15 protein-coding genes are annotated in these 15,191 nt (G+C 54.9%); 14 read left to right on the top strand and 1 reads right to left on the bottom strand.

Features of this window, described 5'->3' with window-relative positions:
* Positions 1-111 precede the first annotated feature (111 nt).
* From C812_RS17790 to tnpA, 12 genes are all read left to right on the top strand, one after another.
* Positions 112-1,329: an acyltransferase gene (locus C812_RS17790; protein ID WP_016314050.1), complete on the top strand. Its 1,218-nt coding sequence runs from the start codon at positions 112-114 to the stop codon at positions 1,327-1,329.
* A 255-nt stretch (positions 1,330-1,584) separates the two neighbouring features.
* Positions 1,585-2,784, top strand: coding sequence for an ATP phosphoribosyltransferase regulatory subunit (locus C812_RS17785; protein ID WP_016314049.1), 1,200 nt, complete (start codon positions 1,585-1,587; stop codon positions 2,782-2,784).
* A 60-nt stretch (positions 2,785-2,844) separates the two neighbouring features.
* Positions 2,845-3,465 (top strand): ATP phosphoribosyltransferase, encoded by a 621-nt coding sequence (gene hisG, locus C812_RS17780; RefSeq protein WP_397376636.1) that lies wholly within the window; start codon positions 2,845-2,847, stop codon positions 3,463-3,465.
* 67 nt (positions 3,466-3,532) lie between these two features.
* Entirely contained in the window at positions 3,533-4,843 is a 1,311-nt protein-coding gene (gene hisD / locus C812_RS17775) for a histidinol dehydrogenase (RefSeq protein WP_036625905.1), read from the top strand.
* On the top strand, positions 4,830-5,441 hold the full coding sequence (hisB, locus tag C812_RS17770) for an imidazoleglycerol-phosphate dehydratase HisB (RefSeq protein WP_016314046.1): 612 nt from the start codon (positions 4,830-4,832) through the stop codon (positions 5,439-5,441). The genes hisD and hisB overlap by 14 nt, the downstream gene beginning before the upstream one ends.
* A gap of 3 nt (positions 5,442-5,444) precedes the next feature.
* Positions 5,445-6,068 (top strand): imidazole glycerol phosphate synthase subunit HisH, encoded by a 624-nt coding sequence (gene hisH / locus C812_RS17765; RefSeq protein WP_016314045.1) that lies wholly within the window; start codon positions 5,445-5,447, stop codon positions 6,066-6,068.
* Positions 6,069-6,560: 492 nt separating this feature from the next.
* Positions 6,561-7,304, top strand: coding sequence for a 1-(5-phosphoribosyl)-5-[(5-phosphoribosylamino)methylideneamino]imidazole-4-carboxamide isomerase (gene hisA, locus C812_RS17760; RefSeq protein WP_016314044.1), 744 nt, complete (start codon positions 6,561-6,563; stop codon positions 7,302-7,304).
* A 69-nt stretch (positions 7,305-7,373) separates the two neighbouring features.
* A complete protein-coding gene (hisF, locus tag C812_RS17755; protein WP_016314043.1) occupies positions 7,374-8,132 on the top strand; it encodes an imidazole glycerol phosphate synthase subunit HisF in 759 nt (252 codons plus the stop codon).
* Positions 8,129-8,833: a bifunctional phosphoribosyl-AMP cyclohydrolase/phosphoribosyl-ATP diphosphatase HisIE gene (gene hisIE / locus C812_RS17750; protein WP_016314042.1), complete on the top strand. Its 705-nt coding sequence runs from the start codon at positions 8,129-8,131 to the stop codon at positions 8,831-8,833. The genes hisF and hisIE overlap by 4 nt, the downstream gene beginning before the upstream one ends.
* An 18-nt stretch (positions 8,834-8,851) precedes the next feature.
* Positions 8,852-9,682: a histidinol-phosphatase HisJ gene (hisJ, locus tag C812_RS17745; RefSeq protein ID WP_016314041.1), complete on the top strand. Its 831-nt coding sequence runs from the start codon at positions 8,852-8,854 to the stop codon at positions 9,680-9,682.
* A 116-nt stretch (positions 9,683-9,798) separates the two neighbouring features.
* Positions 9,799-10,746, top strand: coding sequence for a ribose-phosphate diphosphokinase (locus tag C812_RS17740; RefSeq protein ID WP_016314040.1), 948 nt, complete (start codon positions 9,799-9,801; stop codon positions 10,744-10,746).
* Between the two features lie 195 nt (positions 10,747-10,941).
* Positions 10,942-11,415: an IS200/IS605 family transposase gene (gene tnpA / locus C812_RS17735; protein ID WP_016311435.1), complete on the top strand. Its 474-nt coding sequence runs from the start codon at positions 10,942-10,944 to the stop codon at positions 11,413-11,415.
* A gap of 147 nt (positions 11,416-11,562) precedes the next feature.
* Here tnpA and C812_RS17730 read toward each other — a convergent pair whose 3' ends face one another.
* Complete coding sequence (locus tag C812_RS17730) at positions 11,563-11,967, bottom strand: iron chaperone (protein WP_016314039.1); 405 nt, start codon at positions 11,965-11,967, stop codon at positions 11,563-11,565.
* A gap of 322 nt (positions 11,968-12,289) precedes the next feature.
* On the opposite strand from C812_RS17730, the gene C812_RS17725 reads away from it, so the two are divergent.
* The gene (locus C812_RS17725; protein ID WP_016314037.1) at positions 12,290-14,026 is read left to right on the top strand and encodes a tetratricopeptide repeat protein; all 1,737 of its coding nucleotides are present in this window, start codon (positions 12,290-12,292) and stop codon (positions 14,024-14,026) included.
* 108 nt (positions 14,027-14,134) lie between these two features.
* Positions 14,135-15,094, top strand: a complete 960-nt coding sequence (gene trxB / locus C812_RS17720; protein ID WP_016314036.1) for a thioredoxin-disulfide reductase — start codon at positions 14,135-14,137, stop codon at positions 15,092-15,094.
* Positions 15,095-15,191 lie beyond the last annotated feature (97 nt).

The raw sequence follows: 15,191 nt of genomic DNA, 5'->3' as shown, positions 1-15,191 counted from the left end.
GAACGTTCAAATTCTGGTATAGTGGAGAGAGTGAACTAGAAACATTTGTAAAGTTTAGATGTCTAGTACGTAAATCAGGCTTCCTTTTAATTATGAACAGGAGTTGGTTGAGTGAGCAAGGTGGTCAAGGAACGTTTGCCGCAGTTGGACATCTTTCGAGCGTTAGCGATCTTTAGCGTCATCCAGGTGCACGCTTCATCGTTCGCGGCGGCAGAACAAGCGCTGAATTCACCGGTCTACTACTTTTATAATTGGATGAACATTTTCTTTAAAATCGGTACCCCGTCGTTTATCCTGCTAAGCAGTTTCGTCCTTTTTTACAATTATTACGATCAGCCGATTAGCCGCAAGCTGGTAAGCAAATTCTACAAGAAGCGCTTGACCTATATCATCTTGCCTTATCTCCTGGTCTCCTGTTGTTATTTCATGTTGATTGCGCTTTACCGCAACGATTTTGTCAATAATTCCAAGCTGTATGAATTGAAGTCGTTAGGGACGGCGCTCCTGACGGGTACAGCGTATACCCACCTCTACTTCGTATTTATCAGCATACAGTTCTACCTGTTGTTCCCGCTCTTCCTGTGGCTATTCCAGTCCTTCCGAAATCACCGCTTCTTGCTTGCGCTCATTTTACCTTTGGGTCTGGCGCTGCAGTGGGGCTTCGTATTCTGGAACAAATACCAACTGCATCTGCCGAATAAAGGGAGCTACGCACTGAGCTATATGGGGTATTACATGTTGGGTGCAGTGCTGGCGATTTACTTCAGCAAATTGAAGGGTTGGCTGAGAACGGACTGGAAGCAAATGCCCCAATCCCAAAAAGGATGGACTGCCGCGTTGTGGATCGGATGGCTAGTTGTTGCCTTCGTTCATGTCCAGATCTGGTATGTATACCGCCAAGGTTATGCTTCGCCCAACACCCTATGGTTTGAATTGTTATGGAACGTTCACACGATGTTCTCGGCGTTAGTGCTGCTCAAACTGTCATTCTCCATTCAGCGAAGAGGCTCCGCCTTCTGGGTTCGGTCGCTGACTCGGGTGGGGGAGCTCTCCTTCGGGATCTATCTGTTCCATCCTGTCGTGTTGTTCGCGTACCGGCTCTACTGGAATGAACAACGGCTGCCGGGGGCTTCTTACGGCTACCTGGTTTACATCATCGTGGGTTCCCTCGCAGCGCTATTCCTTTCATGGGGGTTCGTGCAGCTTAGTTTCCGGCGGCTGCCGTTTGCCGCATGGTTTCTGGGGAGTGTACCGGCATCCTTGCGCAAAAATAAACCGTCCGAACGGCAGGAAAGCGGGCAAAGACCATCCGTTGGTGCAAATACGTAACTTCGATCAGTTGAACCGGTTCGGGCATACCCGACCGGTTTTTTTGCATGGAGTGGGAAGTCGCAAGGGTTTTGGCTCATGCTTGGGGAATACTGTAGGGCAGGTTAATTTGAGAAGTAGGAACCGGAGAGAAGCAATTGACGGTCGAAAAGAAATTATGATAAAATTGGGCTACTCTTTAATTTGGTAGTATGGTAGTACTTTAATATAATAAAGAAATTTCATATAAGAGAGAAAAACGGTGAGGTGAAACACTTGTCGAAACCAAAAGGCTTTGAAAAACCGGCGGGTGTCCGCGATTATCTGCCTTTTGCCGTGGATAAGCTGCGGGCGATCGAACGGCGTGTGCTGGATTGCATGGCCGGCTGGGGATACCGGCAAATTATGACGCCAACAATGGAATATTACGATACCGTGGGCGTAGCCAGCTCGACGTCGGATCAGAAGCTGTTTAAATTGTTAAATAACCGGGGGACCACGATGGTGCTCCGTTCCGATATGACGGCGCCCATCGCGCGGGTCGTCGCTTCGTTGTTGAAGGAAGAGCCGTTGCCGCTTCGCTTGTCGTATCACGCCAACGTGTTCCGGGCGATTGAGGAAGAGGCGGGACGGGAAGCGGAATTTTATCAGACCGGGGTGGAATTGGTCGGAGATGATTCCCCGGATGCGGACGCTGAGGTGATTGCGCTGGCCGTAGCTTCGCTGCAGGCAGCGGGCGTGAAGTCATTTAAGATCGCGGTTGGTCACGTTGGCTTCCTAAATGGTCTGCTGGAGGATGCGGTCCCGGGCCGGGAGGATGTTCAGGAGGCGTTAAAAGCCGGGCTGTTGCATCGCGATTTTGTAGGCTATCGGGAGACACTCTCCCAGTTGTCTCTCTCGCAGGAGCAGCGTGATGAACTGGAAGGGATTCTCCGTCTGCGCGGCGGTAAAGAAATTTGCGGCCAAGCGCTGGAGCTGAGCGCCAACCCGCTAGCCCAAGACTCGGTTCAGCATCTGAGCCAGGTGTGGGATGCTTTGGAGGACTTTGGCGTAGCCGAACATGTGATGATCGATCTGACGATGATCGGAGATTTCTCCTATTATACGGGGATGACGTTTGAGGGCTATGCTGCAGAGCTGGGGTTCCCGGTGTGCAGCGGCGGTCGGTATGACAATCTGCTGCAGCAGTTCGGACGGCCGGCGCCAGCTACCGGATTCTCGCTCAAGACGAACCGGATTCTCGACGGAGTTGGCGGGCTAGAGACGGAATCGGAGCTGCCGGTGGTGCTGCAGTATGACGCGCCGAACCGGAAGCGGGCGTTCGCCGAAGCGGAGCGGCTGCGCAGTGAAGGCCGCAGCGTGCTGATGCGCCGTGCAGAGGGGCCGGAGGATCTGCTCAGCGCGCCGGAGTCAACACGGAAGGCGGGACCGCTGGGACCAACATACGGCGATATCCTGACGTTCGTCAGCTTTTGAGTGAAGGCAGCTGCCTGAGAAGGAGGGCACAATCCATTGAATCAAATTATTAAAGTCGCAATGCCCAAGGGGCGTATTTATAAAAAAGCATCCGCCTTGTTCCGTGAGGCGGGTATCGAGATTCCAGATGATGTAGATGAAACGCGCAAGCTGGTCATTCCGCTGCCGGACATCGGCATGGAGTTCATTCTTGCGAAGCCGGTCGATGTGCCGACGTACGTGGAATACGGCGTGGCCGATATCGGGATCGTTGGTAAAGACGTGCTGATGGAGGAAAATCGGGATGTCTACGAGCTGCTTGATCTTGGCATCGCGCGTTGCCGCATGTCGGTGATTGCGCTGCCCGATTGGAAGCCGGGGATTCAGCAAAGGGTGGCTACGAAGTATCCAAACGTGGCGTCGCAGTTCTTCCGCGAGCACGGACAGCAGGTTGAGGTCATTAAACTGAACGGCTCGATCGAGCTGGCACCGCTCATCGGTTTGGCGGACCGCATCGTGGATATGGTGGAGACCGGGCAGACGTTGAAGGAGAACGGCTTAGTTGAGCTGGAGAAGATCTTTGACATCACCAGCCGTTTGGTGGCGAACCGAGTCAGCTATCGGATGAAAAACGCCGAGATTCAGGCCGTATGCGATGCGCTGAGTAAAGTGATTCAGCGGGATGAAGTCTCGCAGGCTTGAGCTTGAGACGGGCCAAGGGCAGACACAAGAACTTATAAGGATGAAGAAAGCAGGGGGATGCCGGATGATGAAACTGGTATCGGCACAGGATTTTGATTTGCGGCGGGAAGTGGAATACGGATCGCCGGAGCAAAACGAAGCGGTCAAAGCGATCGTTCAAGCGGTCAAAGCGGAAGGGGACGCGGCCTTGCTTCGGTACACGGAGCAATTTGACGGCATGAAGCTGGAGACGTCCGGGCTGCGCGTGACGAAGGAGGAGCTGGAGGCGGCATATGCGGCTGTAGAGCCGTCGTTTGTAACAGCGATCCGAGGGGCGGCCCAGAACATCCGGGCGTTCCATGCCCGGCAGAAGCGCAATTCCTGGATGGATTTGCAGCCGGATGGGAGCTTGTTGGGACAAATCATCCGCCCGTTAAAGCGGGTTGGCGTGTACGTTCCTGGCGGGAAGGCGGCTTATCCGTCTTCCGTGCTCATGAACGTGATTCCGGCACAGGTGGCCGGCGTGCCGGAGATCGTGATGGTGACACCGCCGGCCACGGGCGGCAAAGCGGGGATCGACCCGTACATTCTCGTGGCGGCGGCAGAAGCCGGCGTGCACGAGATCTATCGGGTCGGCGGGGCCCAAGCGATTGCGGCGCTCGCTTATGGCACGGACACGATCCGGCCCGTGGATAAGATTTGCGGGCCGGGGAACATTTACGTCGCGCTTGCCAAACGCGAAGTGTACGGTGTCGTCGATATCGACAGTATCGCCGGTCCTAGTGAAATCGCCGTGCTGGCCGATGACAGCGCCGATCCCGCCTATGTGGCGGCGGATCTGCTGTCCCAGGCTGAACACGATGAAATGGCGTCGGCGATCCTCGTGACGCCGTCGGAGGCGTTTGCGAAGGCGTGCCAGGCCGAGGTGGAGCGGCAGCTTGCCGCGCTGCCGCGCAAGGCGATCGCCGGAGCTTCGATCGAGCGTTACGGTGCGATCATCCTCGTCGATTCGATCGAAGCGGGGATCGACGTGATTAATCAGCTGGCGCCGGAGCATTTTGAGCTGATCGTGGACAATCCGATGGGCTATCTGGGACGTGTGGAAAATGCCGGGGCGATTTTCCTCGGGCCGTATAGCTCGGAGCCGGTGGGGGATTATTTTGCCGGGCCAAACCATATCATTCCGACCAACGGTACGGCGCGATTCTCGTCACCGGTGGATGTGGATGATTTTATTAAGAAATCCAGTCTGATTTACTATAGCAAGGAAGCGCTGCTGGAGAACGGGGCTACCATTATGGAGCTGGCGCGGCGGGAAGGGCTGGAAGGCCATGCCCGGGCGATCGAAATCCGGCTGCAGCAAGAAGGAAAGGCGGGGAACAAAGATGGCCAACAGTAACGGGGGAGCGGCGCCGCGCCAAGCGAGCATCAGCCGCACAACGAATGAAACGGACATTCAACTGACCTTTGCGGTGGACGGGAGCGGGAACGCGCAGTTGGAGACGGACGTACCTTTTTTGAACCATATGCTGGATTTGTTCACAAAGCACGGACATTTTGATCTCTCGGTTCAGGCGCGCGGCGATATCGAAATCGATGACCATCACACGGTGGAGGATATCGGCATTTGTCTGGGGCAGGTGATCCGGGAGGCGCTGGGTGATAAAAAAGGGATCAAACGTTATTCCAGCGTGTTTATTCCGATGGATGAGGCGTTGGCCCAAGTGGTGATCGACGTCAGCAACCGTCCGCATTTCGAATACCGGGCGGAATATCCTTCGGACCGCGTGGGCAGCTTCGACGTGCAGCTCGTTCATGAGTTTCTATGGAAGCTGGCGCTGGAGGCACGGATCACGCTGCACGTGATCGTGCACTATGGCCAGAACACACATCACATGATCGAAGCGGTGTTCAAAGCGCTGGGACGGGCGCTGGACGAGGCGACGAGCATTGATCCGCGCGTCAACGGGGTGCCGTCGACGAAGGGAGTGCTGTAGCTAATGAAGATTGCCATCGTCGATTACGGGATGGGCAACCTGCACAGCGTGAGCAAGGCAGTGGAACGCCTCGGCTACGAGGGGACGATTACCGGAGACGAGGCGCAGATTCTGGCGGCGGACGGCGTACTGCTGCCGGGAGTCGGGGCTTTTGGCGACGCGATGAAGCATTTGCGCGCGTCGGGCCTGGACGCCGTAGTGCGGCAGGCGGCCGCTGGGGGCACACCGCTGCTCGGCATCTGCCTCGGGATGCAGCTGCTCTTCGGCGAGAGCGAAGAGCATGGGCGAAACGAGGGGCTGGGCTTGCTGCCGGGCCGCGCGGTGCGGTTTGCGGGCACCGAGGGGTACAAGGTGCCGCATATGGGCTGGAACCGGCTGTCGTTCCTGCAGCCGGAGAATCCGCTGCTCGCCGGGCTGGAAGAAGGACATGTGTACTTCGTCCATTCCTATCACGTGTTGGCGGAGCAGCCGGGGGATGTGCTGGCCGTGACCGATTACGGCCATCCGGTGACCGCCATCGTCGGCCGCGGCAACGTCTTCGGGATGCAGTTCCATCCCGAGAAGAGCGGCGAGCTCGGCATGGCGTTGCTGCGCAATTTCCTGACGCTGGTGGAGCGGCAGGGGTAATGCCGCGAGATCGACGCGCAGGCAGCAGGTAATCGTCAGTTAGACGCAGTTGAAGTCCTCGGCTCGCTTGGAGCACTCGCGGGCAAGGGACGTCCTGAAGCTTGAGGCGCTGGGTGCGAAGAGGGATGGGGTGCACACGAAGCACACGATGCTACACGATGCGCCCCCTGCTGCCAGCTGCTAACGTGGCTGCGTATAGAGCTATTCGAAGGTAGCGGTAATTTATGGCCTTATTTTGGCAGGTAGATAGGCTTTGCGGAGAATTAGCGGTATAAAGTGGCGTTATTTGAAGCCCTGTTGCTTGAATCCAAGGATTTTGGCTGAAATAGCGCCAAGAAATACCGTTATTCTCATGGAGAGGCAGGTTTGCGCTGAAATAACGTCATAAATTACCGCTATTTCAGAACGGGAGCCACATGGATCTTTAAACCTAAGGGAAGTGCGGAATTTTAAATATTCATTCTAACCATGAACGGCGGGAGGTAAGAACACATGTCATCTTTTATTATTTATCCGGCGATCGACATTCGCGGCGGAAAGTGTGTGCGATTGGTCCAGGGCGATTATGATCGTGAAACGGTGTATAACGCGAACCCGGTTGAGGTGGCCCGTTCTTGGGAAGCCCAAGGCGGGTCGTTTATCCATTTGGTCGATTTAGACGGGGCGAAGGCAGGGCATCCGGTTAACGATGAGTTGATCGGCGAGATCGCTCGCACCGTACAGGTGCCAGTACAGGTCGGCGGCGGCCTGCGCACGCTGGACGACGTGAAGCGGCTGTTGTCGCTGGGCGTGAGCCGGGTCATTCTCGGGACGGCAGCGATTGAGGACCGGGCGTTCACGGAGGCGGTGCTGGGCACCTACGGCGATCAAGTTGCCATCGGCATCGATGCCCGGAACGGCTTCGTCGCAACTCGCGGTTGGCTGGAAACCTCCGAGGTTCAGGCAGAAGTGTTGGCGAAGGAGCTCGCGGCCAAAGGGGCGGAGACGTTTATTTTCACCGATATCTCCCGCGACGGGATGATGCAAGGGCCGAATGTGGAGGCGATTTTGTCGCTGGCTCAAGCCTCTGGCAAGACGGTAATTGCCTCCGGCGGCGTTACGGTGCAGGACGATTTGCTGCGCCTCGCAGCTCACAGAGATCAAGGTGTCGGCGGAGCTATCGTTGGCAAGGCGCTGTACACGGGGAACATCGATCTAGCCCAGGCGATCGGGGCAATTGAAGCTTTGAATCGATGATCTTGAAATCGACGAAGTTGATCTCGAAATCGACGAATAGACGAATTACGGAAAGGAAGTCGAACCAGCATGCTCGCAAAGCGAATTATTCCCTGCCTGGACGTAAAGGACGGGCGGGTCGTCAAAGGCGTGAATTTTGTGAACCTGCGTGATGCCGGTGATCCGGTGGAGCTGGCCGCATTATATGATCGCGAGGGGGCGGATGAGCTTGTCTTTCTGGACATTTCCGCATCGCATGAAGGCCGGGCGACCATGATCGAGGTTGTACGGCAAACGGCCGGCGAAATCGCCATTCCGTTTACGGTGGGCGGCGGGATCTCCCAGGTGGACGATATGAAGCGCCTGCTCCGGGCCGGGGCCGATAAGATTGGCATCAATACGGCGGCGGTGGTCAATCCAGATCTGATCTCGGACGGTGCACGCCGTTTTGGCTCCCAATGCATTGTTGTGGCTGTAGATGCCAAATATAACGCCGAGTGGGGCGAATGGGAAGTGTACACCCACGGAGGACGTAAACCAACGGGCATCCGAGCGCTGGAATGGGTACGGGAAGCCGAGAAACGAGGCGCCGGGGAAATTCTGCTGACGAGCATGGACGCCGACGGCACCAAGGACGGATTTGATCTGCCTCTGACCAGTGCGGTCAGCCGGGCGGTAGGGATTCCAGTTATCGCCTCGGGCGGAGCAGGGAAGACGGAAGATTTCTACGAGGTATTTACCGAAGGACTTGCGGATGCGGCGTTGGCGGCGACGATTTTTCACTATAAAGAAATTGCCATACCGGATTTAAAACAGGAGTTAAAAGCTAAAGGGGTGGAGATACGATGACCGCAGGAAATCAACAGGCTCTGCAGCTATCGCTTTCGATTGAAGCGTTGGAGCAGACGGTGAAGTGGGACGCAGCCGGTCTTGTGCCGGCCATTGTTCAGGATGCGCGCAGCAAGGAAGTGCTGATGCTGGCTTACATGAATCGCGAGTCGTTGCGTAAATCGGTGGAAACCGGCCAGACCTGGTTCTGGAGCCGATCGCGCGCGGAGCTGTGGAACAAAGGGGCGACCTCCGGCAACACGCAGCAGATTACGGCCTTGAAGTATGATTGTGACGGCGACACGCTGCTGGTCGAGGTTATCGCGAACGGACCGGCTTGCCACACTGGAGAGTCTACTTGCTTCTATCGGACGGCTGCTGCTGAGGTTGCTGCAACCTCCACGGGATCGGGAAGTACCGACGAGCGGTTCAAGGTGCTGGCTGAGCTGGAGCAGTTGATTGCCGAGCGTTACACGGAGCGTCCGGAAGGGGCGTATACCACGTATTTATTTGATAAGGGTCTCGATAAAATCCTCAAGAAGGTTGGCGAAGAGACCGCAGAATCGATCATTGCCGCCAAAAACGGCGACAACGATGAGCTGCGTTACGAAGTCAGCGACCTGATCTACCATCTGCTGGTGCTGCTGCGCGAACGCAATTTGCCGTTGGATGAGATTATGCAGGAGCTGGAGCGTCGTCATGAACGGCCGCGGCGTGACTAAAGCGGAGGTGGGCAACGAATGTTGATCGACTACCATACCCATCATGAACGCTGCGGGCATGCCGTTGGCACGCTGGAGGATTATATCCGCCGGGGAATCGAGATCGGATTGTCCCAGCTCGGTGTCTCTGACCATATGCCGTTGCTGCATGTGGATCCGGCTGCCTACTATCCGGAAATGGCGATGCCGATGGAGGAGTTGCCGCGGTACGTGGAGGAAGCTTTTCGTTTGAAGGACAAATACCGCGGGCAGATCGACGTACGCGTCGGCCTGGAGGGCGATTATATCGAAGGCTGGGAGGAACAGATCGAACGGATCGTCACGGGCTATCCGTGGGATTATGTGATCGGGTCGGTGCATTTTCTCGGGGAATGGGATGTATCGGATTTTCGCCAGGTTCACAACTGGGAAGAAAAGGATGTATTCGCGGTATATACGCAATATTATGATGCTGTGACCAAAGCGGCGCAAACCGGGTTGTATGATTTCCTCGGCCATCTCGATGTGATCAAGCGTTTTGGGCACAAGCCCGGGCCAGAGCTGGAGCAAGAGACGATTGCGCTGGAGCGGAGGGCCTTGTCTGCCGTGAAGGAAGCCGGAATCGCCATCGAGCTCAATGCTTCGGGGCTATCCAAGCCTTGCGCGGAGATGTTTCCCAGCGAGCGGATCTTGCAGGCGGCTATCGAGATGGGGATTCCGCTGACCGTAGGGTCGGATGCCCATGATCCCCAGAAGCTAAGCGAACATTTGGATCAAGCGCGAACACTGCTGTATAAACTGGGAGTGCGGGAGTTGGCAACCTTCGAGGGCCGCAAGCGAACGATGATTCCTTTGGAAGCAGGGAAATAAGAGCTCCAGAGCCGCTATCTGGAAAATGCTGGACGACCAGGTCGAATCCATGTACGATAATCGTGTAGGGATGTCCAAGTCTGAAATGTCATAAATCAAGGATTCGGGAGGATGTTATGGAAGCCAAAATGCGCATGTTTTCCGGTTCGTCCAATCCGAAGCTGGTATCGGATATCTGCAGTCGGCTTGGGATCGAACCCGGAAAGGTGAAATTGTCGCGCTTCAAGAGCGGAGAAATTTATGTGCATTATGAGGAAAGTATCCGTAATTATGATGTGTTTCTCGTACAGTCGCTATCCCATCCGATCAATGAGTTGTTCGTCGAGCTCCTGGTGATGATCGATGCGGCCAAGCGGGCTTCCGCTCGCACGGTGAACGTCATCATGCCCTATTACGGCTACGCCCGGCAGGAGCGTAAATCGGCGCCGCGGGAACCGATCTCTGCCAAGCTGCTCGCTGATGTGCTGACGACGGCGGGGGCGAGTCGGGTCGTGACGATCGATTTGCACGCGCCGGCAATTCAGGGCTTCTTCAACATTCCGGTCGATCATTTGACCGCGTTAGACTTGATGACGGATTACCTGCGGGCTCAGCAAATTCCGAATCCCGTGATCGTCTCGCCGGATGCGGGACGGGCCTCGATGGCGGAGAAGCTGGCCAACGGGCTGGATTCGCCGTTTGCAATCATGATCAAGAAGCGTCCCGCACACAACCAGTCGGTGATCACGCATGTGATCGGTGATGTGTCCGGGCATACGCCAATCATCATCGAGGATTTGATCGACACGGGCTCCACAATTGTAAACGTTGTCGAAGGGTTGAAGGAACGGGGGGCGGCGGACGCCTATGTGTGCGCAACGCACGGGCTCTTCTCAGACAATGCCCTGGAGAAGCTGAAGCATCCCAATATCCGGCAAGTGGTCGTTACGGATTCGATTGCGCAGCCGGAGCTGCATTCGCCCCATGTGCAGGTGCTCTCTGTAGCGCCGATGTTGGCTCGGGCGACGCAGTTTATTCTAGAGGGCGGTTCAATTGCCGCTTTGTTCAAGGATCGGGGGATTTAACCGTCCATCTCGTTCGATGAGAAAGCCGCTTAGGAAGCGGCTTTTTTTTGTTATGGCTTTAGCCAGTTGAGCTCGCGAAGCGTGCGAAACAAAAAACCACCCGCTATGCGGGTGGAGGAACGAAGGTTTGACCAACTAGACCATTCCCATAAAATTGAGATGTTCAGGCTCAATAAAAGAAAGGAATGGTCTTAGATGGCAAACAAGAGCTATAGTTTAGCTCACACGAAGTGGATGTGCAAATACCATATCGTGTTCACCCCGAAGTATAGACGGAAAGAGATCTATAATCAAGTGAGGAGAGATTTGATCGAAATATTTAAGCGTCTGTGCAAATACAAGGGAGTGGAGATCATAGAAGGCCACATGATGCCGGATCATGTACACATGCTGGTAGCGATACCACCCAAAATCTCAGTATCCTCATTTATGGGGTATCTGAAGGGAAAGAGCTCACTAATGATATTCGAAAAGCATGCCACCCTAAAGTATAAATATGGAAATCGGAAATTTTGGGCGGAGGGATACTACGTAAGCACAGTGGGCTTGAATGAGGCCACTGTCGCAAAGTATATCCGCGAGCAGGAAGCACATGACCAGGCAATCGATAAACTGAGCGTCAAAGAGTATGAAGATCCATTTAGCAGAAACGGTAGCAAGAAAAAGTAAACCAGTTTAACTGGTAAGTGAAAGTGACAAAAACACTGAGCCTGAACAATTTTATTGTCAGGCTAGCGTCTTTAGGCGCAGTTTGGCAACAAGGGGTTATACCCCAAGAGCAAACCACCCGTTGGACGGGTGGTTATGATTGGCGAGTTAGGGGTTCTTCCTCGGCTTCTTAGCCGCTTTGGCTTCGGCGGCCCGGCGATTTTCCTCTGCGCGGAAGAGAACCATGCGGCGAATCAGATCCAGCGGCAGCGGCTGGTCCAAAGGAAACTGTACGGACCCTTTTCCGCCTTGGTACTGGGACAGTTCCTCGGCAAATTGCTCCGTTCCACTCGGGGTTGGGTAGAAACCGATATGTTTCTTAAACGCTGCAAAATGTACCAGAACTTTGCCATCAGTTTCAAAAGTCGGCATTTTGTAACTGATCCGCTCAGTGGCGTGAGGCGCAATCTCATGGACCAGCTTACGGATTTGCTGCAATCTGTCCTGAATCTCCGGCGGAAATTGGGCGATATATTCGTCGATCGTCGTAAATTGGGGGTGGTTCGTGTCCATCGTCCGGAAGCCCTCCTTTAGTGTCGTTTTTTTCTAAGAAGAAAAAACCAGATTCCGTAAATGACCAGAAAGAGAATCAATAAGGTAATAACCGTGTTTTCCCAAACGAAATACATTATAGGAATAGATCCTTTCTCTGCAAATATCTTAGTCATTCGATTGCGGAGCGTGGATTTCCTCCCAGACGCGGCACATCCGTTATTTTCCGCTTGGATTCCCCGTGGGAGGACAGCTTCTCCTATGTTATACTGTGGAATGGAGAGTTTACCTGAAACGTACGGAAAGTAGACTTGGAAGATTGAAATCAAAGGAGGTGCCTTGCTTGAAGGAAAGAAAGCGACCGGCTAAGAACCAGCGGGGGAAAGTACTGCCGATCTCGATGGATGCGGGATTTTTCTTCGAGAGAGCCGTTTCTTCGTTGGACCGTTATCGCTATGACAAGGCATTAAAATATTTCCGCAAAGCCGTGGAATACGAGCCGAGCAACCCGGTGAACCACTGCAATATGGCCGGGATTCTATCGGAGATGGGAGACTATGCGGCATCCAATGAGGTGCTCCAGACCGTGCTGGAGGAGATCGACCCGTCCATGACGGAATGTTATTTCTATATGGCGAACAATTACGCCAATATGGATATGTTTGAGGCGGCCGAAGAAGCGCTCATCCGTTATTTGGAGGAGGATGAACAAGGACAGTTCCTGAGCGAGGCCGAGGAGATGATCGACCTGCTGCAATACGAGCTGGATCGCCCGACGAAATTAAAGAGCATCAAATCGCGCCATGGCGTCTATGAGCACGATCAGGCACGTGCGTTGCTGGAGGAAGGCAAGTTCGCACAAGCCGTTAAAATGCTGGAGGAGCTGGTGCAGACTCGTCCTGATTTTCTGGCGGCCCGCAATAATCTGGCCTTAGGGTATTACTACCTCGGCTTGTTCCGCAAAGCGGTAGAGACCGTGGAAGAGGTGTTGGTGCAGGATCCGGGTAATTTGCACGGCTTGTGTAATCTGGCGATTTTTTACCAGTATGCCGGGAACCGTGAGGCGTTGGAAGAGTTGGCCGGGCGATTGGAAAATATCGTTCCTTTCCACCAAGAGCACGTATTCAAGCTGGCAACAACGATGGGCATCTTGGGGCGGCACGAAGCGGCCTTTGGCCATTTTCAGCGGCTGATGCGCGGGAGTGAGACGAACTTGGATGCCAGCCTGTATCACTATGCGGCTGTGGCTGCCTACCATACGGGGCAGAAGGAGGAAGCCGAGAAGCTCTGGAAGGCTGCGAAAAGAATGGACCCCAGCTCGAGTGTGCCAGGCTATTACTTGAACATTCTGTCCCAGGAGCGTGAACATCCCGAGGCAGATCCGGTTCCGGTGAATTACCAGTATCTGCTCCCATTTGAGGAGCAAATGAAACGCTGGGAGGCTTCGGAAGAAGGGATCCCGGCCGAGATGAAGGAGAACCCGCTGATTCGTTCCTCGTTCTTCTGGGCGTTGCGCCACGGGGATCATAAAACCAAGCTTCAAGTCATTCAAGCGATGGGCCTGATTGCTGACCAGGAGGTTGAGGAGGCGCTGCAAGCCTTCTTGCTGGAGCCGGATGAGGATGCGTATTTGAAAGAAATGGCTTTGTTTGTCCTCCGCAATCTTGGCGTGAACCAGCCGCTGCCCGTTCGTTCTGGTGCAACGACAACGCTGGTTGATCCGAGCCGGGTATCTACACAGCTGCCGGTATGGCGGAGCGAGTGGCAAGCGGTGGTAGATTTAGCGCTGGAGCGGATGAAGCCGAGCTTCGATCTTCAGCAGCAGCATGATATGGAGACGTTGTGGGCGGAGTTTCTTACCCGGTTATATCCGGATACGCCAACGGTCTCCCATTTGGAGGGCTGGGCCGCAGCGCTTGAATATTTGACGGCCAAAATGCATGGGCAATCCGTCACCTACGAGCAGGTGGCGCAGAAATACAATATTTCCGCTTCTACGGCTCGTCGTTACGTTCAACGGGTGGATGAAGTTTGCGGCGTGAAGGAGAAGCTCGCGGACATTTTTCCTTCGGTCCAATAGTTTGATGGGTAAAGCAGGTCCAACTTGGGGAAAATTTGATGGAGTATTCCATTTACATAGGAATCGACGGGTCGAGCTATTTCCTAGGAACCAAGGAGGTACGAGCGTATGCACAAAGTATTGGTGATTGGAACGGGGCCGGCCGGATTAACGGCGGCGATTTATTTGGCGCGGGCGAATCTGAGCCCGGTGGTGATCGAGGGGCTGGAGCCGGGCGGCCAGTTGACCACGACGACGGAAGTAGAGAATTTCCCCGGCTTTCCGGAAGGCATTATGGGCCCTGAGCTGATGGACAATATGCGCAAGCAGGCAGAACGGTTTGGCGCACAATTTCGGGCCGGCTGGGTGGAGAAGGTGGATTTCTCCAAGCGGCCGTTTCAAGTGACGCTCGAAGGCGGTGAAGTGCTGGAATCCGAATCGGTGATTATATCGACCGGAGCCTCGGCGAAATATTTGGGCATCCCGGGCGAGCAAGAGAATGTAGGACGAGGGGTCAGCACCTGTGCCACCTGTGATGGGTTCTTCTTCCGCGGCAAAAAACTTATCGTCGTCGGAGGCGGTGACTCCGCCATGGAGGAAGCCAATTTCCTGACGCGATTCGCGACCGAAGTGACGATCGTGCATCGTCGGGAGGAGCTGCGCGCCTCCAAAATCATGCAGGATCGCGCCAGATCCAACGAGAAAATCCGCTGGGCACTTAACCGCACACCGTTGGAGGTGGTGACGGATGAGGACGGCGTCAAAGTGAAGGGCCTGAAGGTGCGGAACAATGCCGATGGGCAAGAGGAGCTGCTGGAGGCCGACGGAGTGTTCGTGGCGATTGGTCATACGCCAAACACGAAGTTTCTCGGCGGCGCAGTAGAGACCGACGACCACGGCTATATCGTGGTGAAGCCGGGAACCACGGAGACGAACGTGCCGGGGGTATTTGCTTGCGGCGACGTCCAGGATACGCGTTACCGCCAAGCAATCACCGCGGCGGGTTCCGGCTGTATGGCGGCGATGGACTGCGAGAAGTTCCTGGAGGGCAGCATGGTACATGATTGGAGCGGCCCGACGGGGAGTTAACGTTGGGGACACAGGACGGTCTTTTGCTGTCCGAAATGTATTCGAAAAATCGAGTACATTTTGGGGATTTCGGCGATTTCAAAGGATTGTATATGAA

Origin of the sequence: Paenibacillus barengoltzii G22, from assembly GCF_000403375.2 — a bacterium.
In the GTDB taxonomy this organism is placed as follows: Bacteria; Bacillota; Bacilli; order Paenibacillales; family Paenibacillaceae; genus Fontibacillus; species Fontibacillus barengoltzii.
The sequence above is the reverse complement of the archived record's forward strand: the minus strand, read 5'-3'. Positions and strand labels throughout refer to the sequence as shown.